The organism is Bradyrhizobium sp. HKCCYLRH2015, assembly GCF_051168215.1.
GTDB lineage: Bacteria > Pseudomonadota > Alphaproteobacteria > Rhizobiales > Xanthobacteraceae > Bradyrhizobium.
Genome location: NZ_JBNPUO010000011.1, coordinates 161063 through 184936, shown reverse-complemented (window position 1 = coordinate 184936; position 23874 = coordinate 161063). Strand labels below are relative to the sequence as shown.

General features: G+C 66.6%; 23 protein-coding genes. 13 read left to right on the top strand and 10 right to left on the bottom strand.

Translation table 11 applies throughout. From position 1 onward, the window contains the following. Window positions 1–23 precede the first annotated feature (23 nt). Window positions 24–617, top strand: a complete 594-nt coding sequence (locus tag ACQR1H_RS27555; RefSeq protein ID WP_434908477.1) for a D-sedoheptulose 7-phosphate isomerase — start codon at window positions 24–26, stop codon at window positions 615–617. After that, window positions 618–1145, top strand: coding sequence for a D-glycero-alpha-D-manno-heptose-1,7-bisphosphate 7-phosphatase (locus ACQR1H_RS27550; protein ID WP_434908476.1), 528 nt, complete (start codon window positions 618–620; stop codon window positions 1143–1145). Here the strand turns inward: ACQR1H_RS27550 and ACQR1H_RS27545 are convergent. After that, window positions 1127–2173 carry a glycosyltransferase family 4 protein gene (locus ACQR1H_RS27545; RefSeq protein ID WP_434908475.1) on the bottom strand — a complete coding sequence of 349 codons (1047 nt, stop codon included), beginning with the start codon at window positions 2171–2173 and terminating at the stop codon, window positions 1127–1129. The genes ACQR1H_RS27550 and ACQR1H_RS27545 overlap by 19 nt on opposite strands. 130 nt (window positions 2174–2303) lie before the next feature. Between ACQR1H_RS27545 and galE the strand changes: the two genes are divergently transcribed. The 3 genes from galE to ACQR1H_RS27530 all read left to right on the top strand — a co-directional run bounded on the left by galE (window position 2304) and on the right by ACQR1H_RS27530 (window position 5971). Continuing rightward, complete coding sequence (gene galE / locus ACQR1H_RS27540; protein ID WP_434908474.1) at window positions 2304–3317, top strand: UDP-glucose 4-epimerase GalE; 1014 nt, start codon at window positions 2304–2306, stop codon at window positions 3315–3317. Between the two features lie 102 nt (window positions 3318–3419). Further along, on the top strand, window positions 3420–5225 hold the full coding sequence (locus ACQR1H_RS27535) for an ABC transporter ATP-binding protein (protein WP_434847298.1): 1806 nt from the start codon (window positions 3420–3422) through the stop codon (window positions 5223–5225). Window positions 5226–5269: 44 nt separating this feature from the next. Beyond that, window positions 5270–5971 carry a fumarylacetoacetate hydrolase family protein gene (locus ACQR1H_RS27530; protein ID WP_434908473.1) on the top strand — a complete coding sequence of 234 codons (702 nt, stop codon included), beginning with the start codon at window positions 5270–5272 and terminating at the stop codon, window positions 5969–5971. A gap of 933 nt (window positions 5972–6904) precedes the next feature. Here ACQR1H_RS27530 and ACQR1H_RS27525 read toward each other — a convergent pair. From ACQR1H_RS27525 to ACQR1H_RS27510, 4 genes are all read right to left on the bottom strand, one after another. Continuing rightward, window positions 6905–7507, bottom strand: coding sequence for a hypothetical protein (locus ACQR1H_RS27525; protein ID WP_434895898.1), 603 nt, complete (start codon window positions 7505–7507; stop codon window positions 6905–6907). Between the two features lie 203 nt (window positions 7508–7710). Next, the gene (locus ACQR1H_RS27520) at window positions 7711–8640 is read right to left on the bottom strand and encodes an aspartyl/asparaginyl beta-hydroxylase domain-containing protein (protein ID WP_434895899.1); all 930 of its coding nucleotides are present in this window, start codon (window positions 8638–8640) and stop codon (window positions 7711–7713) included. A 219-nt stretch (window positions 8641–8859) separates the two neighbouring features. Then, window positions 8860–9015, bottom strand: a complete 156-nt coding sequence (locus ACQR1H_RS27515) for a hypothetical protein (RefSeq protein WP_434847301.1) — start codon at window positions 9013–9015, stop codon at window positions 8860–8862. A 176-nt stretch (window positions 9016–9191) separates the two neighbouring features. Next, a complete protein-coding gene (locus tag ACQR1H_RS27510) occupies window positions 9192–9884 on the bottom strand; it encodes a PilZ domain-containing protein (protein ID WP_434895900.1) in 693 nt (230 codons plus the stop codon). Window positions 9885–10605: 721 nt separating this feature from the next. Here ACQR1H_RS27510 and cpaB point away from each other — a divergent pair. From cpaB to ACQR1H_RS27490, 4 genes are read left to right on the top strand one after another with little or no spacing between them, the layout of a single operon-like run. Continuing rightward, window positions 10606–11421 carry a Flp pilus assembly protein CpaB gene (gene cpaB / locus ACQR1H_RS27505; RefSeq protein WP_315712864.1) on the top strand — a complete coding sequence of 272 codons (816 nt, stop codon included), beginning with the start codon at window positions 10606–10608 and terminating at the stop codon, window positions 11419–11421. A gap of 17 nt (window positions 11422–11438) precedes the next feature. Next, window positions 11439–12908 carry a type II and III secretion system protein family protein gene (locus ACQR1H_RS27500; protein ID WP_315803524.1) on the top strand — a complete coding sequence of 490 codons (1470 nt, stop codon included), beginning with the start codon at window positions 11439–11441 and terminating at the stop codon, window positions 12906–12908. A gap of 33 nt (window positions 12909–12941) precedes the next feature. After that, the gene (locus ACQR1H_RS27495) at window positions 12942–13679 is read left to right on the top strand and encodes a CpaD family pilus assembly protein (RefSeq protein WP_434895901.1); all 738 of its coding nucleotides are present in this window, start codon (window positions 12942–12944) and stop codon (window positions 13677–13679) included. Beyond that, window positions 13676–14944, top strand: coding sequence for an AAA family ATPase (locus tag ACQR1H_RS27490; protein WP_316238906.1), 1269 nt, complete (start codon window positions 13676–13678; stop codon window positions 14942–14944). The genes ACQR1H_RS27495 and ACQR1H_RS27490 overlap by 4 nt, the downstream gene beginning before the upstream one ends. A 115-nt stretch (window positions 14945–15059) precedes the next feature. Here ACQR1H_RS27490 and ACQR1H_RS27485 read toward each other — a convergent pair whose 3' ends face one another. From ACQR1H_RS27485 to ACQR1H_RS27475, 3 genes are all read right to left on the bottom strand, one after another. Next, on the bottom strand, window positions 15060–15929 hold the full coding sequence (locus ACQR1H_RS27485) for a tetratricopeptide repeat protein (protein WP_315803527.1): 870 nt from the start codon (window positions 15927–15929) through the stop codon (window positions 15060–15062). Window positions 15930–16014: 85 nt separating this feature from the next. Then, entirely contained in the window at window positions 16015–16260 is a 246-nt protein-coding gene (locus tag ACQR1H_RS27480; protein WP_315712872.1) for a PilZ domain-containing protein, read from the bottom strand. 136 nt (window positions 16261–16396) lie between these two features. Then, a complete protein-coding gene (locus tag ACQR1H_RS27475) occupies window positions 16397–18319 on the bottom strand; it encodes an FAD-binding monooxygenase (RefSeq protein WP_434872576.1) in 1923 nt (640 codons plus the stop codon). Window positions 18320–18420: 101 nt separating this feature from the next. Between ACQR1H_RS27475 and ACQR1H_RS27470 the strand changes: the two genes are divergently transcribed. Next, complete coding sequence (locus ACQR1H_RS27470) at window positions 18421–18876, top strand: MarR family winged helix-turn-helix transcriptional regulator (protein ID WP_315803789.1); 456 nt, start codon at window positions 18421–18423, stop codon at window positions 18874–18876. A gap of 255 nt (window positions 18877–19131) precedes the next feature. On the opposite strand, the gene ACQR1H_RS27465 is transcribed toward ACQR1H_RS27470, so the two are convergent. Continuing rightward, window positions 19132–20592, bottom strand: a complete 1461-nt coding sequence (locus ACQR1H_RS27465) for a flavin-containing monooxygenase (protein ID WP_316216893.1) — start codon at window positions 20590–20592, stop codon at window positions 19132–19134. Window positions 20593–20742: 150 nt separating this feature from the next. Here ACQR1H_RS27465 and ACQR1H_RS27460 point away from each other — a divergent pair, with 150 nt between their 5' ends. After that, window positions 20743–21468 carry a hypothetical protein gene (locus ACQR1H_RS27460; protein WP_316180116.1) on the top strand — a complete coding sequence of 242 codons (726 nt, stop codon included), beginning with the start codon at window positions 20743–20745 and terminating at the stop codon, window positions 21466–21468. A 162-nt stretch (window positions 21469–21630) separates the two neighbouring features. Continuing rightward, entirely contained in the window at window positions 21631–22362 is a 732-nt protein-coding gene (locus ACQR1H_RS27455) for an alanyl-tRNA editing protein (protein ID WP_434863751.1), read from the top strand. A gap of 66 nt (window positions 22363–22428) precedes the next feature. Here the strand turns inward: ACQR1H_RS27455 and ACQR1H_RS27450 are convergent, their stop codons facing one another. Further along, window positions 22429–22947: an AAA family ATPase gene (locus tag ACQR1H_RS27450; RefSeq protein ID WP_316216896.1), complete on the bottom strand. Its 519-nt coding sequence runs from the start codon at window positions 22945–22947 to the stop codon at window positions 22429–22431. A 464-nt stretch (window positions 22948–23411) separates the two neighbouring features. Here ACQR1H_RS27450 and ACQR1H_RS27445 point away from each other — a divergent pair, with 464 nt between their 5' ends. After that, window positions 23412–23792, top strand: a complete 381-nt coding sequence (locus ACQR1H_RS27445; RefSeq protein WP_316216897.1) for a hypothetical protein — start codon at window positions 23412–23414, stop codon at window positions 23790–23792. Window positions 23793–23874: the final 82 nt, after the last annotated feature.

Here is a 23874-nt window from a genome sequence, read left to right as displayed (position 1 = left end):
CTGACGTAATCCGAGCCGCCACCGTGACCCGCGCCCCCGACCCGATTGCCAGCCATCTCGCCCGCTCCCGCGCCGCCATGGAGAGCGCGGCCGACGATGCCGCGATGCTCGCCTGCGCCGGGCGGATCGCTGCGACGATCATCGCTGCGCTGCGCGGCGGCCACAAGCTGCTTATCGTCGGCAACGGCGGCAGCGCGGCGGATGCGCAGCACATCGCCGCCGAGATCGTCGGCCGCTACAAGCAGGAGCGGCCGGCTTATGCCGCGATCGCGCTGACCACCGACACCTCGGCGCTGACCGCGATCGGCAACGACTACGGCTTCGACCAAGTCTTCGCCCGCCAGGTCGAAGGGCTCGGTATACCGGGCGACGTGCTGCTGGCGATCTCGACCTCCGGGCGGTCGCCGAGCATCCTCAACGCGCTGCGCAAGGCGCGCGAGCGCGGGCTGGGCACGATCGGCTTCACCGGCGCCAAGGGGCTGGCGATGGGCGAACTGTGTGACGAGCTGCTGGTGGCGCCGAGCGACGACACGCCCCTGATCCAGCAGATCCACCTCGCCACCGCGCATGGCATCTGCGAGGTGATCGAAGCGGCGCTGATGCAGGACGAGGGCTAGATGACGACCGATCAGCTCAAGCCGGCGGCGTTTCTCGACCGCGACGGCGTCATCAATCACGACGACAATTACATCGGCTCGCCCGATCGGATCCGCTGGATGCCGAATGTGGCCAATGCGATCCGGCGGCTCAACGACTCCGGCTATCACGTCTTCCTGTTCACCAACCAGTCCGGCGTGGCGCGCGGGCTGTTCTCGGAGGACGACGTGCTCAGCCTGCACGACTGGATGCGGGCCGAGCTCGCGGCGCAGGGGGCTGTCATCGACGACATCCGCTACTGCCCCTACCATACCGAAGGGTCCGTCGAGCAATATCTGCGCGAGCATCCCTGGCGCAAGCCAGCGCCGGGCATGATCCTCGACCTGATGCAGCATTGGCCGATCCGGCGCGAGGGCAGCTTCGTGATCGGCGACCGTGCCTCCGATATCGCGGCAGCGGAAGCCGCGGGCCTGCCCGGCTTCCTGTTCGCCGGCGGCGACCTCGATGCGTTCGTCGCCGACATCATCGCTCAGACCAGTCCGCGATAGACTGCAGCGATCTTCTCGGCCTCGGCCTCGAGGCTGAACCTCTCCACTACGCGCTGCCGCGCCCGCTCGCCCATCTCCCGCGCCGCCGCCGGATCCTGCATGAGCGGCTCCAGCGCCGCGACCAGCGCATCGACATCGCCCGGCGGCACCAGCACGCCGGTGACGCCCTCCTCCACCACGATCTCCGCCGCGCCGGCGCGCGCTGCGACCAGCGCTGCGCCTGCCGCCATCGCCTCGATCAAGGTCAGGCCAAAACCTTCGTTGCGCGAGGTGAAGGCGTAGATCGTCAGGCGCTGGTACCAGCGCTGCACGTCGGCGATGTCGAGCTCGCCGGTGATGACGATGCGCTGCTCCAGGCCGGCGGCGGCGATCTGCTTCTTCAACTCGCTCGCGAACGGCATCTGCTCGGGCGTCACGGCGCCGACCAGCACCGCGGAAAAATCCGGAAAACGCGGCAGCAGCCGACACATCGCGGCGACGAACACGTCGCTGCCCTTCTGTGCGCGGACGCGGCCGAAGCAGCCGATGGCGTATCTGCCCGGCAAGCCGCTCTCGGCGAAGGCCGCCGCGCGATCCGCCGGCGGCGCGTAGATCTCCGTGTCGACGCCATGCGTCACCACCGTCGCCTCGCGCTTCAGATAGGACGCCGAGATGTCGCTGGTGGCGATGATCGCGTCCATGCGGCGGATCAGCCAGCGCGTGATCCAGCTGTGATGGCGCTGCGCGGCCGAGGTGAACACCAGCTTCAACGGCCAGCCCAGCGCCCGCAACAACACGCCGACGATCATCTCGTCGTTGCGGCGCGCGTGCCAGATCAGCGGCCGCCGCCGGCCCCACAGCTTGAACAGATCGGCCGCTCCGATCCGCGCAATCCCCTCCGGCGCGTAGGAGCCGAGCCATGCCGCGCGCACGCGCTGCGCCAGCTTCGGCGCCACCATCCGGTTGGTCGCGGTCACGCCGGAATAGCGCCGGTGCAGGTTGGGCACGATGACGTCGAGATCGGCGGCAGAAACAGGCTCGGCTTGCACTACTCACTCCAATTGCAGCGGTTCCCTATACGCAACATTAAGCATCGCCGCCAGTTCGCTATGCACGCAACAGGTCCTTCATTTCGCGGGCGTTAGTCTGCCGCAAAACAAACAGGGATCGCGTCAAACAATGACCGTGCTCGTGACCGGCGGTGCCGGCTATATCGGCAGCCACATGGTGCTCGCGCTGGCGGAAGCCGGCGAAAGCGTCGTGGTGATCGACAACCTCTCGACCGGCTTTTCCGCCTTCGTGCCCGACGGCGTGCCGCTGTTCATCGGCGATGCCGGCGACGAAAATCTCGTGGACGGCGTCATCAGCCAGCACGGCGTCGACAGCATCATCCATCTGGCGGGCTCGGTCGTGGTGCCGGAATCGGTGCGCGATCCGCTGCTCTACTACCGCAACAACACCATGACCACGCGCAGCCTGTTGAATGCGGCAGTCGCGCGCGGCGTCAGCCGCTTCGTGTTCTCCTCGACCGCCGCGGTCTACGGCAATCCGGACGAGGTTCCGGTGCCCGAGAGCGCGCCGACCCGCCCGACCTCGCCCTACGGCACCTCGAAGCTGATGGCCGAGATCATCCTGCACGACGTGGCGTCGGCGCATGACCTCAACTACGTGGTGCTGCGCTACTTCAACGTCGCCGGCGCCGATCCGTTCGGACGCAGCGGGCTTGCGACCGTCGGCGCGACGCATCTGATGAAGATCGCGATGGAGGTCGCCACCGGACAGCGCGCCAAGATCGACGTCTTCGGCACCGACTATCCGACCCCCGACGGCACCTGCATCCGCGATTTCATCCATGTCTGCGATCTCGCCCAGGTGCACCGCTCCGCGCTGGCCTATCTGCGCACCGGCGGCGGCTCGGTCACGCTGAATTGCGGGTACGGCCGCGGCTATTCCGTGCTCGAGACCATCGAGGCCGTCCGGCGCGTTTCCGGCCGCGCCATTCCCGTCCAATACGCGCCCCGCCGCCCCGGCGACATCATGAGCATGGTCGCCGACACCAGCCGTTTGAAGGCGCTGCTCGACTGGACCCCGACCTATGACGATCTGGAGACGATCGCCGCCCACGCGCTGGCCTGGGAGGAGAAACTGTTCCTGGAACGCCACAGCGGCGCGCTGCAGCGGGCCTCGGCCTAGAATCAAGCACTTAGCCGGAGGCCGGGGGGCTTGAAAAAGCCGCCCCGAGCGGGCAAGCACACTTGGCCGCCCAGCGATTTGCCTCGGCGGCCAGGGACCAGAATGGCCGAATTTCCGAAGAAGATCACTGACGATCCCTATGGCGCCGCGATCCTGATCCGCCGCCTGGTGATGGAACAGGGCATCGTCTACTGGCGGCGCTATCTCACCGCCTTCGCGCTGATGGCGGTGGCGGCCGGAGCGAGCGCCGCGGCGACCTACGTTCTCGGCCAGGTCATCAACAAGGCCTATGTCGAGAAGAGCATCCCGGGCATCGTCGTGCTCTCCGGCGTCACGGTGCTGCTGCTGTTCGTCAAGGGCGTGACCACCTACGGCTACGCCGTCATCCTGTCGAAGATCTCCAACGCCATCCTCGCCAACAATCAGCGGCAGCTGTTCGCCAAGCTGATGAACGAGAGTGTCGGCTTCTTCTCCGAGCGCCATTCGTCGGAGTTCCTGGCGCGGCTCACGTCCGGCGCCAAGTCGATCACCGACATCCTCAACATGCTGATCAACGCCATCGGGCGCGATCTCGTGACCCTGATCGCCATGATCGGCGTGATGGTCATGCAGGATCCCTGGATGTCGCTGCTCGGCCTGCTCGTGGTGCCGCCGGCGATGCTGGTGCTGCGCAAGCTGGTCAAGCGCATCAAGGGCCTCGCCTACAACCAGTTCACCGGCACCGCCGACATCCTCGAGACGATGCAGGAATCGCTGCAGGGCATCCGCACCGTCAAGGCGTTCACGCTCGAGGACACGATGCGCGCGCGGATCGACGAGAACATCGCCGTGGTCGAGCGCAACGCCAACAAGATGGCTCGCGTCTCCAACCGCTCCAACCCGCTGATGGAGATGCTCGGCGGCTTCGCCGTCGCCGGCTGCCTGATGTATGCCGGCTACTCGGTGGTCGCGCTCAACGCCACGCCGGGCCAGTTCTTCTCGTTCATGATCGCCTTCCTGATGGCGACCGAGCCGGCGAAGCGGCTGGCGCGGCTGAACATCGACCTCAACAGCCAGCTCGTCGGCGCTCGCATGCTGCTCGAGGTGGTCGACAGCCCGGCCAGCGAGCGGCCCGACGACGACAAGCCGGCGCTGAAGCTCAGCGACGCCAAGATCGAGCTGCGCGACGTCTCCTTCGCCTATCGCGGCAACGAGACGGTGCTCAACCGCATGAGTTTTGTCGCCGAGCCCGGCAAGGTCACCGCGCTGGTCGGCCCGTCCGGCGGCGGCAAGTCGACGGTGCTGGCGCTGCTGCTGCGGTTCTACGAGGCGACCGCGGGCGACATCCTGATCGACGGCCAGTCGATCGCGCAGGTGTCGCGGCGCTCCCTGCGCGCGCAGGCCGCCTATGTCGGCCAGGACGTCTATCTGTTCCGCGACTCGATCCGCGCCAACATCGCCTTCGGCAAGCCCGGCGCCACCGAGGCCGAGATCATCGAGGCGGCGAAGGCGGCCTGCGCGCACGATTTCATCATGGGCTTCCCGCTCGGCTACGACACGCCGGTCGGCGAGCACGGCACGCAGCTGTCCGGCGGCCAGCGCCAGCGCATCGCGGTCGCCCGCGCGCTGATCCGCAACGCGCCGATCATCCTGCTCGACGAGGCCACCGCGGCGCTGGATTCCGAATCCGAGCGCCAGGTGCAGGAGGCGATCGAGCATCTCTGCCAGAACCGCACCACCATCGTCATCGCGCATCGGCTGCACACCATCATGAACGCCGACGCCATCCTCGTCGTCGAGGCCGGCGAAATCGTCGAGCGCGGCCGGCATGACGATCTGTTGCGCCGTGGCGGCCGCTATGCTTCGTTCTTCCGCCTGCAACAGCGCGACATGGGGCCGAACGTCATCCCCATGACCGCGACTTCGTGACCGCGACATCCTGAAAAGCCCATTTCACCGCATCGAGACCTTTCATGAGCGCCTCCACCGTCATCCCGGCCTTTCCGCAGCCTTCTCTTCCTGTCGTCGGCGAAGCCGGTGTCTTCCCGGTCCGCCGCATCTGGTGCGTCGGCCGCAACTATCTCGAGCACATCCGCGAGATGGGCAATGATGAGCGCGACCCGCCGTTCTTCTTCGCCAAGCACGCCGACATGCTGGCGCCCGAAGGCGCCGTCATCCCCTATCCGCCGCTGACCCAGGACATGCATCACGAGGTCGAACTGGTGGTCGCGATGAAGAGCGGCGGCCTGAACATTTCGACCGACAAGGCGCTCGACCACGTCTACGGCTACGCCGTCGGCATCGACCTCACCCGCCGCGACCTGCAGCTCGCCTCGCGCAAGATGCAGCGCCCCTGGGAGGTCGGCAAATCCTTCGACCATTCCGCGCCTTGCTCCGCCGTGGTGCCCGCGGCCAAGATCGGCCACCCCGCCAAGGGCAAGATCTGGCTGTCGGTCAACGGCACCGAGCGGCAGACCGGCGACCTCTCCGAGCTGATCTGGAACGTGCCGGAGATCATCTGGAAGCTGTCCCAGCAGGTCGAACTCGCCGCCGGCGACATCATCATGACCGGCACCCCCGCCGGCGTCGCGGCAATCGTCCCGGGCGATAAGATCGAATGCGGCGTCGACGGCGTCGGCACGCTGAAGGTGAGCATCGGGCCGGCGGCCAAGTAAGCCGCCAACGCCTCCAAGCTTCGAGCTCCAAGAAGGCCGCGCCAGACGCGGCCTTTTTCATGGGGCAAGTCGCCGAGAGCACGAACACGCCCGCCGCTCTGGCGGCCCAGTCCCCTCGCGGCGGGCAATCCGAACTGACGATCGGCGTGCTGCGCTCGCCTCTTTCCACATCGTCATGGCCGGGACAAGCCCGGCCATGACGGAGTCACAAACTGCCCCGGTCCATCGTCGCGGCAGCCCCACGTACTCGTAGCGGCGCACCACGCCGCGCAAGCATTATCATCTCCACATTCTCAAACAGCATCGCGTCGATCCGGGGCGAGCATCGACGGCCTCGCGACGCATCCCGCGCCCGAGTGATGCTCCAACTCCCGCCCTCTCCAGATGGAGGGCGCAGGGAAGGCCGGGCGCTGGCCGCGCCCGTGGCCCGCCTGCGAAAAAAATGCAGGCGGCAGGTACCACAGGTCTGGCCGAACACACCCGGCCCTCCCCGCGCGATGGTTTTAACAGGCTATAGCGCGCTCTTCCTGGTGCACCGGGCTTTCTGGCCACCATGTCGCGCAATGCGCTTTCGCGCATTACGCTGGACACTAGCGTCGGAGTGTCAGAACCACACGCCTTCACCGTCCGCGAGGAAAACGTTCGTCCGTGCTCATCGCACGCCGCCGCCCCGCGTCCACCGCTCCCCGCTGCCAACGTCCGTGACGACCGCGAACCGTCCCCATACCGTGCAGCGGGATGGGGCGGACCATAATGCTGATTTGGGGGCACGGCCAAGCGATTTATGTTTTTCCGAATATCTTGACAGCGTTCTGGGATTGACAGGTGATTTGCCCGACGGGTCGAAAAGAAGCACGCCAAGATTGCGGAATAAACGGCATGGACAACGGACAATCGCCTCTTGCGCGCCGCTCCCAAGCGAAACGAAGATTGCTATCGCTGTCGACGGCTCCGTCTGACCTTAATTATCCGCCGCGCCTCTTTCGCCAGGGTTGGAACCTGCAGAAACTCGTGCAGGGCTTCGTCAACTAGCGACAGCCGTGAGCGCGTCAACGCATCCAGCAAAAGGCCTCTGCTACCGCCGAAGCTCGCATTGCGGACGAGGGCGATCAGCTCCGGCATCACCTCATCATCGGCGCTGTTGGCCAACGCGACAGCAAGCCCCTGCTCGGTCCGACTTCCCCTAGCGGCCTTCGCGTAGTGATCAGCAAGGATATGCCAAGCGAAGCGCAGCTCCGGATCGGCCAGCGCGCGGGCAATACCGTCGCAGATCGCATCGGGATAAGGACGGTCCAGATGCGCGAGCAGGATCGGAAAGGACTGCGGCCAACGCCGTCGATCGTTGACGAGATCCCAGACCGACGACACAGGGATGCCGGCTGATCTCAGGTCTGCGACCAGCGGCGCTTCCACCAGCGAATGCTCTGCCTGTCTTTGGGCAAAAGCGCGCTCGCGCTCCCGCTCTTCGGCCAGCCAAACGGAGTCCGCGTGCAACCGTTTCAACAGTTCGTCGGCAGTGATGGGTTTGTCCTTCAAGAGAATTCCCCCCGCCTTGCTGTCCGATGGCCGGCTTGAGCCGGCTGCTCAGAATTTCCTCCGCTGGAGGCCTGCAGGCCAAAATCTACGAATAGACGCCTCCCGCAGCAAGCGTAGGGCGGATTAGCCGAAGGCGTAATCCGCCGCGTTTCATGGCGTAGAACGACGGATTACGCTTCGCTAATCCGCCCTACCTTCCCCCCTCACCGAAACGCCGACACCACGATCGCGCCGACGATGGCCACCGTCAGCGTGTACTTCGCCGCGTAGTACACCGTCCGGTTCCACGCCTTCACCTTGCGCGTCGCCAGGTGAAACTCATACAGCTTGCCGAACACCTTGTTGAGCACGCCGACATGCTCGCCCTCGACGTTCTGGGTGGCGGAGGCCTTGACGATGTGGTGGCTGACCCAGCGGTTGATGGCGGTCATGGCGTCGTATTTCATCGGGCGCTCGACGTCGCAGAACAGGATGATGCGGTTGACGTCGGTGGCATTCTCGGCGCTGTGGATGAAGGTCTCGTCGAACATGAAGGCCTCGCCGTCGCGCCAGACGCAGGGCACGCCGTCGACCAGGATGCGGCACTTGTCGGAGTTCGGCGTGACGAGCCCCAGATGATAGCGCAGCGAGCCGGCGAAGGGATCACGGTGGGCGCCGAGCTTGCCGCCGGGCGGCAGCATCGCGAACATCGCGCCGTGGACGTTCGGGATGGAGTCGAGCAGCTCCACCGTCTTCGGGCACAGCGTGCGCGCCGACGGCAGGAAGTCGTCGTACCATTTCAGATAGAAGCGCTTCCAGCCGCTCTTAAAGAACGAGTAGAAGCCCCAGTCGTTGTTGGCGGCGGCGGCGCGGATGAAGCCCTCGTCGAACAGGCGCACGGCCTCCTCGCGGATCTCCTGCCAGTTGTCGGTGAGCCTCGCGAGCTCTGGAAACTGCTCCACCGGGATGACCGGCGTGTTCGGCACGGCCGAGCCGGCATACATCAGCACATTGTAAGGGGCGAGATAGGTCGAGTGGTCGCCGAGCTGCCGGGCGAAGCGCAGCCGCTGCTTGCCGCGGAAGTGGACGTAGATGGTGGCCCCGATCAGGATGTAGAGGCCGATGAGCTGAGGCGCGAAGAGCTGTCTGAGCATGTCCGGTACCCATGATCCGGCCGCTCTGAGCGTGTTGCGCAGATATGTCGCCTTTTTGGCGATCGAAATGGTGCTCTGATGCCAGCCGCTAGAGCCCCAATTTAGCCGCAAGTGCGGCGCGCCGCATCATTCGCACGTCGGTTGCAGGCGGACATCCGGGTTGAAAGTTCTGCGCCGTGGCCCCGTTGCAACAGCCGCCGGCCCCGGCTCGCGATCGCGCTAGACCCGCGTCAGCTCCTGCAGGCCCTTGAAGGTCAGCCGCTTGGGATCGCGGACGCCGGCGAGATAGATGCGCCGGACAAAGGCGGCGACCGCGTCGCGGTCGCAGCCGGTCAGGACGACGATGGCATCCACCGCGGTCTTCTGGGCCTCCATGGGACTGGTCCTCCTGGCAATGCACCCGGCACGCGCAGGCTGTCACGATGCCGATTAACATCGCGTTAACCGTGCAGACGCCGACCCGTTCCCATGCCGCGATTCCTGCCGCCGCTCCATACGCGAAACCGCGCAGGCCGGAGCGGCCGCCATCGGGCACCGCAGGAGCGCCGCCGTCACACCAGGAAGAAGTCCTCGGGCGCCCCGATCAGGCGGTCATCGCCGTGGGCCACGAGCGTCCGCCGCATCGGGCGCACCGGCGGCGTGATGACCCGCCGCTCGAGCTCGTTGGCGCCCGGCAACTGGTCGACGAAGCGGACGGCGAAGCCGTCGGGGAAATGACGGATGACGCGGCCGATGCAACTGCCCACCGCCAGCGGCGTGCCGATCTCCGGCTGGATCTCCGCGGAGACTGCGGCGCCCGACATCGAGGCATCGATCACGAAGCACGGGATGATGCTGCCGTCGGCGAGCGTCAGCGCCGAATGCGGCGAGTTCGGCACGAAGCGCGCGTCGCGGCGGGAATCGCGGATCGACGGATCCTTCTGCTTCTTCTCCAGCCAAACCAGCTTCTCGGCGAGCTTGGCGCGCTCGGCCCGCGTCATCTCCAGCTCGAGCAGGAAGCCGCCATGCACGGTGTCGCTGATCTCGCCTTCGAACTTGCCGAAGTCACGGAAATACGAGGTCAGGCGATCGCCGACCTTGCCGACGACGGGCACCTCGAGCAGCGCGCGAAACGGCGACACCCGCGTGGTGCGGCAGGCGAAGGAGCGCAGCCGTCCTTCCGGGGAATACCAGTTCGGCAGCGTGTAGGACCCGACCGTCTGAATCCTGACCGCGCGCTGCTTCAGGAATCGAGCAACCGACATTGCGCGTCTCCCCTCCAACCCAGGATATCCCCGACGATGACGGCGCGGCCCCCGCCGCGGCACGATGCGCTGGTTACAATTTCTGCGTGCATTTTAGGTCGTACTAAATCGAATTGGGCATGACCGCCGTGCCCGGACCGTGCGCGCAAATTGTTGAGGAAATCTGAATGTCGAGACGGAAATCCCGCTCAACGGAATCGTATGTCCAACCCGTTTCGGCTTTCTGAAGATGCGACCCCGTCTGATTACGGTGCAGCATGGCATGCAGTGTCGGCATCGTCGCCCCCATGGAGAGTTCAGCGCGGATGTTTCGCGTGGCGCAGGGGCAAGTCGTGATCGGCCGATCCGCGCTGCCTCGCGCGACGGCACAACCTCGTCGGCGGGGTCGACGTTCCTAAGCTCGTGTTGTTAGCAAACGATTCAGCTTAACGAGATTCGCACTGAGGCGCGGCTGCAACTCATGATCTCATTCTGTCGCGCGCGAGCCGACGGATGCGTGCAGGCGCGCCGTGCGCAAATAGCTAACACATTCGCGGCGTTTCACTATTTGCACGCTAACAACCTGTTCACCACTTGCGCAATCGTTGCTTGATGCGGGTGCCGCGGCCCGCCGCGTTCAAGTCTGCTTATACCATTGGCGCTTAGTCGTTAGTGAGGGAGAACGGCTGTCAGTCGTCAGCGTGTTTGCTCCCGGTGTATGAGTAACAGAGTAGTCACGCGTATGATGACCGCACGCATCGTGGTGTTAACCATCGCTCTCGGCGCGGGCGGCGTTGCGGCCTATCTGGTCAGCAATTCCGACGGCCAGCGGCAGGCGCCGGTGGCGCCGGTCGTGCAGTTGCCGACGGTCGAGGTGCTGGTCGCCAAGACCGACATCGGACTCGGACAGGCGATCAAGCCCGGCGACCTGATCTGGCAGACATGGCCGGAGGCCGCGAGCAACATCTTCATCCGGCGCGGCGACCGTCCCGAGGCGGCCAATCAGCTGGTCGGCACCATCGCCCGCTCGCCGTTCGTGATCGGCGAGCCGATCCGCGAGCAGAAGCTGGTGAAGGCGGACGGCTCCGGCTTCATGGCGGCGATCCTGCCCGCGGGCATGCGCGCGATCTCCACCGAGATCTCGCCCGAGACCGGCGCCGGCGGCTTCATCCTGCCGAACGACCGCGTCGACGTCATCCTGTCGAAGCGCGACAAGAATCCTGACAAGCCCGGCGCCGCCGACTTCGTCAGCTCCGAGATCATTCTCTCCAACGTCCGCGTGCTCGCGATCGACCAGGCGCCGAAGGAGAAGGAAGGCCAGAACACCGTCGTCGGCAAGACGGTGACGCTCGAGCTCAGGCCCGAGCAGGCCGAGACCCTGGCGCGCGCGCGCCAAGCCGGCTCGCTGGCGCTGGCGCTGCGCAGCATCGCTGACGTGAACGCAGCCGACGGCAACAAGACCGAGGCACAGCAACAGCAGCAGCAGATGGCGCGACGGGGCAGCGCCATCGAGATCATTCGCTATGGGATCACGAGCTCGCTCACGGCGCAGAAGTGATCGAAAGGACGTGGAAGATGATGGGTGGGCATCAACGCGCAACGTTCGGGACGTGGGTCGTCCGCGCGCTATCGACATCGGCCGTGATCGGGCTTGCGCTCAATCCGGCGCTGACGCCGGTGAAGGCGGCTGACGACAGGCTGGAGACACCCGTGGTGTCGGTCGGCTCGTCGAAGATGCGCTTTCTTTCGCTCGGCATCGGCAAGTCCGTCGTCGTCGACTTCCCGCAGGACGTCAAGGACGTGCTGGTCGCCGATCCCAAGGTCGCCAACGCCGTCGTCCGTTCGGCCCGGCGCGCCTACATCATCGGCGCGGCGGTCGGCCAGACCAACGTGGTGTTCTTCGACGGCGAGGGACAGCAGGTCGCGGCCTACGACATCGCGATCAAGCGCGACCTCAACGGCGTGCGCCAAGCGCTGAGCCAGAGCATTCCCGGCGTGAAGATCGACGGCGTCGGCGAGGGCGTGATCTTGACCGGATCGGTGTCGAGCCCAGTCGAGGCGCAGCAGGCCGGCGAAATCGCCGCACGGCTGGTCGGCGGCGCCGACAAGGTGGTCAACTCGATCGTCGTGCGCGGCCGCGACCAGGTGATGCTGAAGGTCAACGTGTCGGAGGTCCGGCGCGAGATCGTCAAGCAGCTCGGCATCGATCTGAGCGCCAGCCTGAACTACGGCACCGCGGTGGTGAACTTCAACAACACCAACCCGTTCACCGCCTATGGCAAGTCGCTGGTTGGGACCAACGGCCTGTCCGCCACCGGCGGCGGCTTGTCGTCGGTGTCGGCGACGCTGCGCGCGATGGAGACGGCCGGTGTCGTCAAGACGCTGGCCGAGCCCAACCTGACCGCGATCTCCGGCGAATCCGCGACCTTCATCGCGGGCGGTGAATTCCCGATTCCCGGCGGCTATTCCTGCGACCCGACCACGCGGGTGTGCAGCACGTCGATCACCTACAAGAAGTTCGGCATCTCGCTCAACTTCACGCCCGTCGTGCTCGGCGAAGGCCGCATCAGCCTGCGGGTGATGACGGAGGTGTCGGAGCTGTCGAACGACAATGCGATCACGGTGTCCTACGCGCTGACCTCGGCCTCGACCTCGTCGGTGACGATCCCCGCCATCCGCACCCGCCGCGCCGAGACCACGGTCGAGATTCCTTCCGGCGGATCGATGGCGATGGCCGGCCTGATCCAGAACCAGACCAAGCAGGCGATCAACGGCCTGCCCGGGCTCAATCAGCTGCCGGTGCTCGGCCAGCTATTCCGCAGCCAGGACTACGTCAACAACGAGACCGAGCTGATGGTGATGGTGACGCCCTATGTGGTGCGCGCCGTCGCCCAGAAGGAGCTGTCGCGTCCGGACGACGGCTTTGCGCCGGCCACCGACTCGGAGTCGGCGCTGCTCGGCCGCATGAACCGGCTGTACGGCATCGCCGCCAAGGTCGACGCGGCCACGGGGCAGCCGGCCGGCTTCGGCTTCATCATCGACTGAGGTTGCGGGACGACGGGGCACGGGGGAACGATCATGTCGGCAACATCCACACGAGACGGCGGACGCACGCTGCGCCGGATCGGCGCCATCGCGGGGCTGGCGCTCACGCTCGGCGCCTGCAACGCCACCACCGGTGAGGTCGTCGCGACGATCCCGGACGACTACAGGATTCGCCATCCGATCGCGATCGAGGAAGGCCGGCAGTCGACCGTCGTCTTCGTCGGCAGCGGCCGCGGCGGCCTGACCTACCAGCAGCGCGTCGACGTCGCGGGGCTTGCGCGCTCATGGCTGCGCGAAGGCACAGGCGGAATCATGGCGGAGGTGCCGACGGGCACGTCGAACGCGCGCGCCGCGGCCGACGCCTATCGCGAGATCCGCGCCGTGCTGACCGCCGGCGGCGTTCCCGGGCACGCGATCACCCTGCGCAACACCATGCCCGATGATCCGCGGCAGCTCGCCGTCATCCGGCTGAGCTATCCGAAGATCGCCGCCGTCGCCGGCCCCTGCGGGCTGTGGCCGGACGACCTCGGGCCGAACCTCGACAATCGCGGCTACAGCAGCAACCAGCACTATCAGAATTTCGGCTGCGCCACGCAGCGCAACCTCGCCGCGATGATCGACAACCCGGCCGATCTCGAGCAGCCACGCTCGGAGATGGCCGCCTATACGCCGCGCCGCTCCGCTTTGTTCGAGAAGTACCGCAAGGGCGAGTCGACCGCGGTGGCGTATCCGGAGTCCGAGAAGGCCAAGCTCAGCGATACAGGCAAATGATCAACGCGTCCCGTCAAAGCCAGGACGAGCCGGCCGCCCCCAGCGGCCCCGTGCTCGACGACCACATCGCGCCGGTGCCGCGCGTCTCGGTGCAGGCGTTCTGCGAAACCGACCAGACCTCGTCCGCGATCCTCGCCGCCAGCCAGGACCGCCGGCTCGGCAAGGCGCACATCACGATCAAGGCGGGCGGCATGGCGCGCGCCATCGAGACCTATCATTCGCAGCCGACGCCGAACGTCATCGTGATCGAGACCAGGCCCGGCGGCGACATTCTCGGCGGCCTCGACGATCTCGCCAGCGTCTGCGATCCGGGCACCCGCGTGGTGCTGATCGGCAGCCCGGCCGACGGCGTCGCCTATCGCGAGCTGGTCCGGCGCGGCGTCAACGACTACGTGATCGGCCCGGTCGAGACCATCGACGTCATCCGCTCGGTCTGCAGCCTGTTCTCGGCCTCGGAGGCCGTGATCACCGGCCGCATCATCGCCGTGGTCGGCGCCAAGGGCGGCGTCGGCGCCTCCACCGTCGCCCACAACGTCGCCTGGAGCATGGCGCGCGACCTGACGCTGGATTCCGTCGTCATCGATCTCGACATGGCGTTCGGCACCGCGGGACTGGACTACAACCAGGATCCGCTGCAGGGCATCGCCAACGCCGTGTTCCAGCCCGACAGGCCGGATACGGCGCTGATGGAGCGCCTGCTCGCCAAATGCACCGAAAATCTCAACCTGCTCGCCGCCCCCGCGACCCTCGACCGCGTCTATGATTTCGGCGCCGACGCGTTCGACGCCATCTTCGACACCCTGCGCATGACCCAGCAATGCATCGTGCTCGACGTGCCGCACCAATGGTCGGCCTGGACGCGGCACGCGCTGATCAATGCCGACGACATCCTCGTGGTCGCCGAGCCCGATCTGGCGAACCTGCGCAACGCCAAGAACCTGCTCGGCGTGCTCAAGGCCTCGCGTCCCAACGACCGGCCGCCGCTGTACTGCCTGAACCAGGTCGGCATGCCCAAGCGGCCGGAGATCGACCTGAAGCGCTTCGCCAAGACCGTCGAGGCCGAGCCGGTCGCGATCATCCCGTTCGACTGCAAGCTGTTCGGCACCGCCGCCAACAACGGCCAGATGATCGCGGAGATCGCGGCGCTGAGCCGCACGCCAAAACTGTTCCAGGACATCGCCAACCGGCTGACCGGGCGGATCGACCACAAGCCGCAGCGCAGCTCGCTGCTGGCGCCGATCGCAAAGCTGCTCGGCGCGAAATAGCGCCTGAGATCATGATGCGATGCCACGGAATCGCATCATGATCTCATCTCTCTATTTGAGCATGATCTCCGCGCAAACGCCTTCGGCGTTTGTCGCGAGGGAAAACCGGCTTTCCTTAGTCGTCGGACCGGCTGAGCGCCCGCGCCAGCGCCTTGTCGGGCTCGCCGGCCACCGGACGGTCACGGCGCGGCGACAGCTCGCGCTGCGCGATCTTGCGGCGCTCCAGGATGCGCTTGACATAGGCGACGCTGGCGCTGGCCTGCTCCGGCGGCAGTCCTGATCGCGCGATGCTCTCGGCCTCGCTCATCCGGCCCTCCAGCCCGACGATGACGGCGAGGTTGGTCCTGACCCGCGGGCTGGCATCGGGATGCGCGCTCGCCTTGCGCAACTGCTCCTCGGCCTTCGGCAGCTCGTTCGTGAGCGCGTAGGAGAGACCGAGATTGGACAGCACGGACGGGTCGTCAGGGGCGATCTTCAGCGCCGTCATGTAGTATTGCCGGGCCTCCTCGTTGCGCCCCATCTGGTCGAGCGTGGCGCCCTGCGCCGACAGGATGCGCCAGTCGGGATCCTCGGGCGAATGCGCGCGGCTGAGCACGTCGAACGCCTGCTGGAAATTGCCGTTGTCGGCGAGCGCACGGCCATAGGCCGCAAGCAGCGTCCTGTTGCCGGGGCTTGCGATGCTCGCCTGCTCCAGCACGGCGACGGCCTGCGAGCGCTGGCCGGTGGCGCGCAGGGCGCTGCCATAGCGCAGCGCCACCTCGGGATCGTCGGGACTGGCGCGGAAGCGCTCGCGAAGCTGGTCGATCTCGGCGCGCGGGTCGGCGGCGGCAGCGCGGCTCTTTTCGGGATTGCCGCCCAGGGCCCCCGTGACCTCGCTGAGATCGGTGGTCTGGCAGGCGCCGAGACCGAGCAGCACGGCCGTGAACGACAGCGCGAACGCGGCCGGCCGGAGCAGAGGGAGAGAGCGGAGGGGCCGCGTACGCATGCAACTGAACTACTTCGGGACCAGATGATCTGCACGCTGGCAGATTAACCCTAAGGTCCCGTTAAGCGGGCGCGGCCGGCCCGCCTCAATCGATGAATTCGGCGCCGAACTCGCAGCCGATGCGCCAGGCCAGCCGGCACTTTCGCTGGTGGTCGGGCGCGAAGACGATGGTGAACTGCGGGGGAATCTCGACGAATTCGGCGATCACCTTGACGCCGCCGTCGGAAATATCCGTGACCGTGCAGTCGCGCGGCAGGCTGCCGTTGCCGTAGTGAATCTTCGCGATCCTCCTGCACAGCCGACGTTCACTCTTGCGACGGTTCGCCAACATCAACATTTCGACGTCTCACCCACTCGATCGTCCATTCCGGAGACCTCGTTTGTAGCGAGGAAACCTTGGGATCTGACTAGCGCCAAGCCCTGAAATCCAGGGGCCGGATTTGGATTTCGTTTACCCTCTGCATCCCTCAGCGGACCGGCAGCAGCACACGATCGAAATACGCCGACAGCCTCCTGACGTCGTCGAGTGGCAGGACGTCGGCGACATACTGATCGGGCCGCACGATCACGATGCAGCCCGCCGCGCGATCGACGCCGCGCATCGCAAAGATGTCCTGGCCGCTCTTCAGATCGGCACAGAACATCTTCTCGTAGTCGATGAGGCCGTAACGGCCCTTGCGCGGCAGCAGCAGCTCCGGCATTCGTTCGAGCGCGAGCTCGCGATGCCCCTGCTGGAACACCGCGCGCAGATCGATCACGGAGTCGATGTCGGCGCCCGCCGGGGTGTGGCGGCGCAGGGGTGAGGCGGAATCCTCGCTGAGGAATGTGCACAGGCGGCGGATCGCGGACCCCGGCGCGGCCGGATCCTCTGCCTCCGCGAAAGCGAAGATGCGGAAGCGGCCGTCGGCCTGGACGACGTGGCCGAGCTGCACCGGCTTGGCGTCGCCGAGCCGGATGACCGGCGCCGAGTGAAAGCGCTTGCCGATGACGAAGCCTGTGGCGAGCGGCTGGAAGGTGTCGTCGCCGGTGAGGACGGAGGGCCGATAGTGCGTGGCGGTGCCCGCCGTGTAGCGGCCGTGGCGCACGAAATAGTCCTGCGTCTTGGCCGCATCGGCGCCGCCCTGCTTGGCGGCGGAGGCGAGAATTCCTGCCCATTCGCGATCGAAATCGATCAGCTCCTGGGCGATGGCCCGCCGCTCGGCTGAATAGCTGTGCAGGAGCTCCGGCGCGCAGCGCTTGCCCAGCACGGCGGCGAGCTTCCAGCCGAGATTGAACGTGTCCTGCATCGAGACGTTCATGCCCTGCCCCGCCTTCGGGCTGTGGGTGTGGCAGGCGTCGCCGGCGATGAACACGCGCGGCAGCCGCGTTGCGACCTCCGCCTCCGGCACGTCGTCGAACTTGTCGGTGATGCGCTGGCCGATCTCGTAGACCGACCACCACGCGACCTCCTTCACCTGAAGCGTATATGGCGCGAGAATGCGCTGCGCCTTGGCGATCACTTCGTCGACGGTGATGTTGCGGCCCGCCACGCGCTCGCCGACCTCAAGCTTGGCAAGCTCGACATAGAGCCGGACGAGATAGCCGCCCTCGCGCGGGATCACCAGCAGGCTGCCGTCCTTGGCGGACTGGATCAGCGACTTGAAGCGGATGTCGGGAAAATCGGTGACGGCGAGCACGTCCATCACGCCCCAGGCGTGGTTGGCGGAATCGCCGTGCAGCTCGCGGCCGATCGCCTTGCGCACGATGCTGCGTGCACCGTCACAGCCGACCACGTAGCGCGCCTTGATGGTCTCGACCTGGCCTTCATGCTCCGGATCGATGCGGTCGAAGCTGACGGTCACGCCGTGTGCGTCATTGCCTGTGGACGGATCGATATGAAGGTCCCGCAGTCGCCGGGCGTAGTGCGGCTCGAGCTTCGCGGCCGAACGGCGCATCACGTCCAGGAAGAAGTCGTGCACGCGAGCCTGGTTGAGCACGACATGCGGCATCTCCGACAGGCCATCCTCCACGTCCTGCACGCGGCCGCTGCGCGCAATATGCGCGCGGTCGGCGTCATCGGGCTTCCAGAACGTGGTCTCGTTGATCCAGCACGCTTCCCTCAGCACTTTCTCGGCGAAGCCATAGGCCTGGAACATCTCCATGGTGCGGCAGGCGATGCCGTCGGCCTGGCCGAGCAGCAGCCGGCCGGGCTTCTGCTCGACGATGCAGGTCTTGATGTCGGGGAAGGCAGAGAGCTGGGCGGCGAGATTGAGGCCCGCCGGGCCGCAGCCGACGATGAGGACGTCGGCCTCGGCCGGCAGCGGGCTGCTCGCGCCGGCGCTCGCGACACGTTCGGCCGTGTCGAAGATTTCGGGATCGCCCGGCTGGAAGCCATTGAGATGAAACTGCACGTGACCACCCTCCCTCGCTGTTCCTTATTGATCAGTATGCTGATCATCAGTATGCTTGTCAAGCTGGTGACAGGAGATTCGAATTGACCGAGATGCGGGACATGCCGGGGCACCTGGCGCGCCGGTTTCAGCAGATCGCCGTGGCGGTGTTTCTGGCGGAGGTGGAAGCGGCCGGCTTCGACCTGACGCCGGTGCAATATGCGGCGCTGGCGGCGATCGCGGCCAACCCGGCGATCGACCAGATCACGCTCGCTGGCCTGATCGCCTATGACCGCACCACGATCACCGGCGTGATCGACCGGCTCGCACAGAAAGGCCTCGTTGTCCGCCGAGCGAGCGCGCGCGACCGCCGGTCACGGGAGCTGTTGATCACCGATGAGGGGAAAAGGACGCTGGAGGCGATCACGCCGGCGGTCGAGGCCGCGCAGCGGCTGATGGTGCGCGGCCTCAGCGCGGCCGAGGCGAACGAGCTGGTGCGCCTGATGCGCAAGGCGATCGCCGCCGCCAACGACCTCAGCCGCGCGCCGCTGCGGGAGGGGGCGGCGGAGGAGCGGTGAAGGTTGCTCCTGCTCCACCCCACCATGCGCACGGTCGCGCCCGATAAGAACTGACGCTGACACCGTCGTTGCGGCCATCCTTCGAGACGCCCGCCTGCGGCGGGCTCCTCAGGATGAGGATCGAGTGCGTGGCGAAATCCTCTGCGGTGGCGAGATGTTTCCCCTCATGGTGAGGAGGCGCGAAGCGCCGTCTCGAACCATGAGGCCCCGCGAGCGCGGCGTCGACAAACACTCCCCCGCTAGTGCGCCCTGCCCTCACGAATACCGCATCACGCCATCGTCGACCTTGCCGAAGCGCAGGGAGACGATATCGAGGGCGTAGTTCTGGTACAGCCGCCACGGCCGCTTCGAGCCCTGTTTCGGCAGCTCGGCGACCGAGCGCTGCACATAGCCGGAGCTGAAGCTCAGCGACGGCAGCGGCGTGACGGTGGCGTCGTCATTGTGCGGCACGCATTGGCGGTAGCCGTGCCGGTCCATGTAGTTGAGGAGCCGGCAGACATATTCGCAGGTGAGGTCGCATTTCAGCGTCCACGACGCGTTGGTGTAGCCGAGCGTCGCCGCCAGGTTCGGCACGTCGGAATACATCATGCCCTTGTAGTTGAGCGTCTTGGCGAAATCGACGGTGCGGCCGTCCACGACGACCTCGAGGCCGCCGAGCACCTGCAGCACCAGGCCGGTCGCGGTGACCACGACATCGGCCTCGATCTCGCGGCCGTCGGTGAGGCGCAGGCCGCGCTCGGTGAAGGTCTCGATCCCGGCCGTCACGACCGAGGCACGCTGCTCGCGAATGGTCTTGAACAGGTCGCCGTCCGGCACCAGGCACAACCGCTGGTCCCACGGGTTGTAGCGCGGCGTGAAATGGGTGGCGACGTCGTAATCGGGACCCAGCGCGGCGCGCACCCCGCCCAGGATCAGCTGCTTGACCCGCTGCGGCTTGCGCCGGCTGAGCTGGAAGAAATACATCCCGAACAGCACGTTGCGCCAGCGGATCAGGTGATAGGCGAGAGCAGCGGGCAGATGCCGGCGGAGCTTGTTGGCGAGCGCGTCCTGCGCGGGGCGCGACACCACATAGGTCGGCGAGCGCTGCAGCATCGTCACATGCGCGGCGGACTTGGCCATCGCCGGCACCAATGTGACCGCGGTCGCGCCGGAGCCGATCACGACGACGCGCTTGCCGGCATAGTCGAGGTCCTCAGGCCAGGCCTGCGGATGCACGATGCGGCCCTTGAAATCGGCCATGCCCTTGAAGTCCGGCAGGTAGCCCTTTTCGTAGCGGTAGTAGCCGGAGCACATGAACAGAAAGCCTGAGGTCATCCGCACGGTCTCGACCGTGCCCTGCTCCGTCCGGCGCTCGGCCTCGACGGTCCAGCATGCGTCCGCGCTCGACCACGACGCACGCCGGACCCGATGGTTGAACCGGATGTGGCGGTCGATGCCGTTCTCGGTCGCGGTGTCCTGGACATATTTCAGGATCTGCGGCCCGTCGGCGATCGCCTTCGGATCTGTCCACGGCTTGAACGAATAGCCAAGCGTGTACATGTCGCTGTCGGAGCGGATGCCGGGATAGCGGAACAGGTCCCATGTGCCGCCGATCGCGCCCCGCCCCTCCAGGATCGCGAAGCGCTTGCCCGGGCACTTGTGCTGCAGATGATAGGCGGCGGCGATGCCGGACAGCCCGGCGCCGACGATCAGCACGTCGACATGCTCTGTTGACATACGGTGTTCCTGGCGTTTCCTGGTGCAGCTTTCTTGCTCTGGCTGCGGACAGTCGCAACCCGGCCCGTCGCTGTCAAATCGCCGGCGCATTCGTCGTCGGTCAACCCTCCTCCGCTATCAGCGGGAAACACCCTCGATACGGATCTGGCGATGAACGCTCCCCACCCGCGCGACGACAGGCCCGGCGACAATGACGGCCCCGGCGGCAGTGGCGCGCCGTCACAGCGCATCGCCCTGGGCTTCTCGCTGTTCGCAATCGGGCTCGCAGCCTGGTCGCTCTTCCCGAGCTTTCCGGCCGGCCAGCTGATCGCGGTCGTCACCGTCATTCCGCTGCTGGCGCTCGTCCTCACCTTGCGCTTTCCCGGGCGGTTCCGCATCGGCCTCGGCTCCGGCTACGGCGCCAATCTCGGCACCGGTTGCATCGTGGCGGCCGGCACGCTCGCCGCGCGCACGCTGTCGGACGTCAATCTCGTCAGTTGGCTGCCGCTGACGGCCTTCGCGGCCGCGGTCGCGATCATTTTCCTCATCGTCGCCGCGCGGTTCGAAACCCAGCTCCGCCGGCGCGGCTGGCGGCTGCTGCTCGCTGCCGTCTTCGTTGCCGCCTATGCGTTCGGAGCGCTCGGCCAGTTCAACACCGCGCTCGACCGCTCGGCGCCGGCGCTGCTGCGCAGCCGCGTGCTGTCAAAGCATCTCGGCCATAGCCGGCTTGCGACCTACCAGGTGACGCTGGAGCCGTGGGGGCCGTTTGCGACGGCAGCCAATGCGCATATCGCGCAGGCGCTGTATGAGCGGCTGCAGCCGGGCGACACCGTATGCCTTCGCCTGCACGACGGCGCCTTCCGCATGGCGTGGTTCACGGTGGCGGCGTGCCGGTGAGGCGTCGCCTGCCGTCCAAGTTGCGCGGACGAGCGACGCTGCGTATGTCTAGGAAAGGATCGTAGCCCGCATGAGCGCAGCGACATGCGGGGTCTCACGCGCAATCTCGATGAACCCGGATGTCGCTGCGCTCATCCGGGCTCCGACCGTGAACGGCCTCGCATGACCGACTTCCTGCCTCGCCCTTTCGCCGTCGATCATCCCGACGTGCTGGAGCTCGACATCACGGCGCTCGACGCACGGCCGGGCGCGGTGCTCCTGGCGCGCTCGCCATTCTATCCCGGTGGCGGCGGCCAATTGCCGGACCGTGGCACGATCGCGTGGAATGGCATCGTTCGCGACGTCGTGGGCTTCGAGCCGACCGCTGCCGGCATCTGGCACCTGATCGGGGACGACGCCATCCCCGACGGGGTGATCGAGCTGCAGGTCGATCCGGCGTTCCGGCAGCGCATGAGCGAGCAGCACACGGTGGCGCATCTCGTCAACAGCGCCGTCTACACCCAGTTCGACGGCGCGCTGCTGACCGGCGTCCGCATGACCGAGACCGACGAATTCAGCGTCGACTTCGACCTGCCCAAGGTGGCGCCGGAGCAGCTCCGTGCGGTGGAAGACGCGGTGAATGCCGCGATCTCGGACGATCGTCCGGTGCGTGCTTTCGACATGCCCTATGACGACGCGCAGGCGACCGCGGGACTGTTCCGTGCCAAATCGGTCGCACCGCCGCGCCAGGCCGACGGCCTGATCCGCATCGTCGACATCGACGGCCTCGACCGCCAGGCCTGCGGCGGCACGCATCTCACCTCGACGGCGCGGGCGCGGCGGATTCGTATTCTCAAGGTTGATAACAAAGGCCGGCAGAATCGGCGCTTCAGGATCGGGGTGGGCAGCGCGTAGAGCGGATGAGTGAAGCAACATCCGGGCTCTCACGCGCTGTCCTGGCGAACCCGCATGTCGCTGCGCTCATCGGGCTACGCAACTGCCTTGGGTTTCCATGGGCTGGACGATCACGTTGAACCCTTCGTCCGCCGTCGGCGCCACGAAGTAGCTCGTGAACAGGTCGAACTCCTCGTCGGTCACGGTGAAGGCGTGGCGGCCTTCTGCGTTGCGGGCGCGCAGCCGCGCCTTGCAGACCTCGTCGGGCACGTCGAGATGGTGCAGCTGGTGCGGCACGCCCGCTGCCTCGAACAGGCCGCGCATCCAGGCGCGGCTCGCCGGCGTGTTGGCGGGAAAGTCGAGCACGACCGAAACGCCGGCCCGCAGCAGTGCGACGACATGCGGCCCCATCACGCTGCGCAGCCGTGACGAATTGCGCACGTAGTCCGCCAGGGTGCTCTGCTCGCCGGGATAGAGCCGCGCCAGCCAGTCGTCCTCGGCGATCACGACGTTGCCTGGGAGCTGGCCCAGCGCGGCGGTCAGCGTCGATTTGCCGGCAGCGATCTTGCCGCACACGAGGTGCAGCGTGGCAGGATGAGAAGACATGGAGGGACCTCGCATACGGCGCCGCTTCGGACGCCAACAGCATTCACAGGCAATTCTCGCAGGCGGAAGCGCCCGGCCCGACGGATCAGGCCGGGTCGGTAATTCGGCTGCTCGGTGCAGCGCCTGCGACGTGAACGCGGAAGGTCATGAGGATGTATTTGACAGTTGTTGGCGACGGTGTCCAGGCCCGGTCTCATCGGTCGCTCGAGACCGCTTCGCGATTGAGTTCGACTCGCAGGACGCGTCGATCAGCATTTCACGCCCGCTGCGGCTCGCGACTGAGTTGAAGCTACTTCACTGTGGCCGAATTGATCCACTGCGACGGGAGAAGACGACATCGCACATACTCCATTGCCATTGCGATGCCCGCTCCTGTAGGTCATTCCAAGGGACGGGAGCGTCAGCCGGTGGCTCGTCAGGGGCGTCAACGACAAGGCATCGCATCAGGACGACGTGAGGCGCGCATGCGCTCAGCGCGGCGGCGCGCAGCGCTGTCGCGGCTCGGCGGCGCTCTCGTCTGGTTTGCGGCATGGGCCCTGATCTTCCAGTCCGCGCTGGCGCTCTCCGCGATGAGCGCTGCGGTTGCGGCTCCCGACGCCGTCGCCATCATCTGTCAGAGCTCCACCGACGGTCCGACGTCGGACGACATCGGCACTGCGGCCAAGCAATGCGCGAGCTGTCCGTTCTGTGCGCTCGGGCGCGGCGTCACCGTCCCGCACGTCCCCGCCGTGGCGCGGCCGATGCAGATGGTCGTGGCGATCCTGATCGAGCGGACCGACCTCGTTGCGGCACCCCGGCCTGCGCTCGAACTGCCGGTCGCTCGCGGACCACCGGCGGCCGTCTAGGCCGACACTCCAGACATCTCATCCCGTCACGATGCGGCCGGTCTCGTCGGCGCGCGCTGTAGGCTGCCGTCCGGCGGCCGCC

Excerpts from the sequence above, each read along its gene's own strand:
- ACQR1H_RS27510 (WP_434895900.1), bottom strand. The coding sequence starts at position 9,884 with ATGTCGGTTGCTCGATTCCTGAAGCAGCGCGCGGTCAGGATTCAGACG.
- ACQR1H_RS27460 (WP_316180116.1), top strand. The coding sequence starts at position 20,743 with ATGAACGCTCCCCACCCGCGCGACGACAGGCCCGGCGACAATGACGGC.
- ACQR1H_RS27480 (WP_315712872.1), bottom strand. The coding sequence starts at position 16,260 with ATGTTGGCGAACCGTCGCAAGAGTGAACGTCGGCTGTGCAGGAGGATC.
- ACQR1H_RS27530 (WP_434908473.1), top strand. The coding sequence starts at position 5,270 with ATGAGCGCCTCCACCGTCATCCCGGCCTTTCCGCAGCCTTCTCTTCCT.
- ACQR1H_RS27465 (WP_316216893.1), bottom strand. The coding sequence starts at position 20,592 with ATGTCAACAGAGCATGTCGACGTGCTGATCGTCGGCGCCGGGCTGTCC.
- ACQR1H_RS27485 (WP_315803527.1), bottom strand. The coding sequence starts at position 15,929 with ATGCGTACGCGGCCCCTCCGCTCTCTCCCTCTGCTCCGGCCGGCCGCG.
- ACQR1H_RS27520 (WP_434895899.1), bottom strand. The coding sequence starts at position 8,640 with ATGCTCAGACAGCTCTTCGCGCCTCAGCTCATCGGCCTCTACATCCTG.
- ACQR1H_RS27445 (WP_316216897.1), top strand. The coding sequence starts at position 23,412 with ATGCGCTCAGCGCGGCGGCGCGCAGCGCTGTCGCGGCTCGGCGGCGCT.
- ACQR1H_RS27490 (WP_316238906.1), top strand. The coding sequence starts at position 13,676 with ATGATCAACGCGTCCCGTCAAAGCCAGGACGAGCCGGCCGCCCCCAGC.
- ACQR1H_RS27515 (WP_434847301.1), bottom strand. The coding sequence starts at position 9,015 with ATGGAGGCCCAGAAGACCGCGGTGGATGCCATCGTCGTCCTGACCGGC.
- ACQR1H_RS27470 (WP_315803789.1), top strand. The coding sequence starts at position 18,421 with ATGCCGGGGCACCTGGCGCGCCGGTTTCAGCAGATCGCCGTGGCGGTG.
- galE (WP_434908474.1), top strand. The coding sequence starts at position 2,304 with ATGACCGTGCTCGTGACCGGCGGTGCCGGCTATATCGGCAGCCACATG.
- ACQR1H_RS27535 (WP_434847298.1), top strand. The coding sequence starts at position 3,420 with ATGGCCGAATTTCCGAAGAAGATCACTGACGATCCCTATGGCGCCGCG.
- ACQR1H_RS27495 (WP_434895901.1), top strand. The coding sequence starts at position 12,942 with ATGTCGGCAACATCCACACGAGACGGCGGACGCACGCTGCGCCGGATC.
- ACQR1H_RS27450 (WP_316216896.1), bottom strand. The coding sequence starts at position 22,947 with ATGTCTTCTCATCCTGCCACGCTGCACCTCGTGTGCGGCAAGATCGCT.
- cpaB (WP_315712864.1), top strand. The coding sequence starts at position 10,606 with ATGATGACCGCACGCATCGTGGTGTTAACCATCGCTCTCGGCGCGGGC.
- ACQR1H_RS27500 (WP_315803524.1), top strand. The coding sequence starts at position 11,439 with ATGATGGGTGGGCATCAACGCGCAACGTTCGGGACGTGGGTCGTCCGC.
- ACQR1H_RS27550 (WP_434908476.1), top strand. The coding sequence starts at position 618 with ATGACGACCGATCAGCTCAAGCCGGCGGCGTTTCTCGACCGCGACGGC.
- ACQR1H_RS27455 (WP_434863751.1), top strand. The coding sequence starts at position 21,631 with ATGACCGACTTCCTGCCTCGCCCTTTCGCCGTCGATCATCCCGACGTG.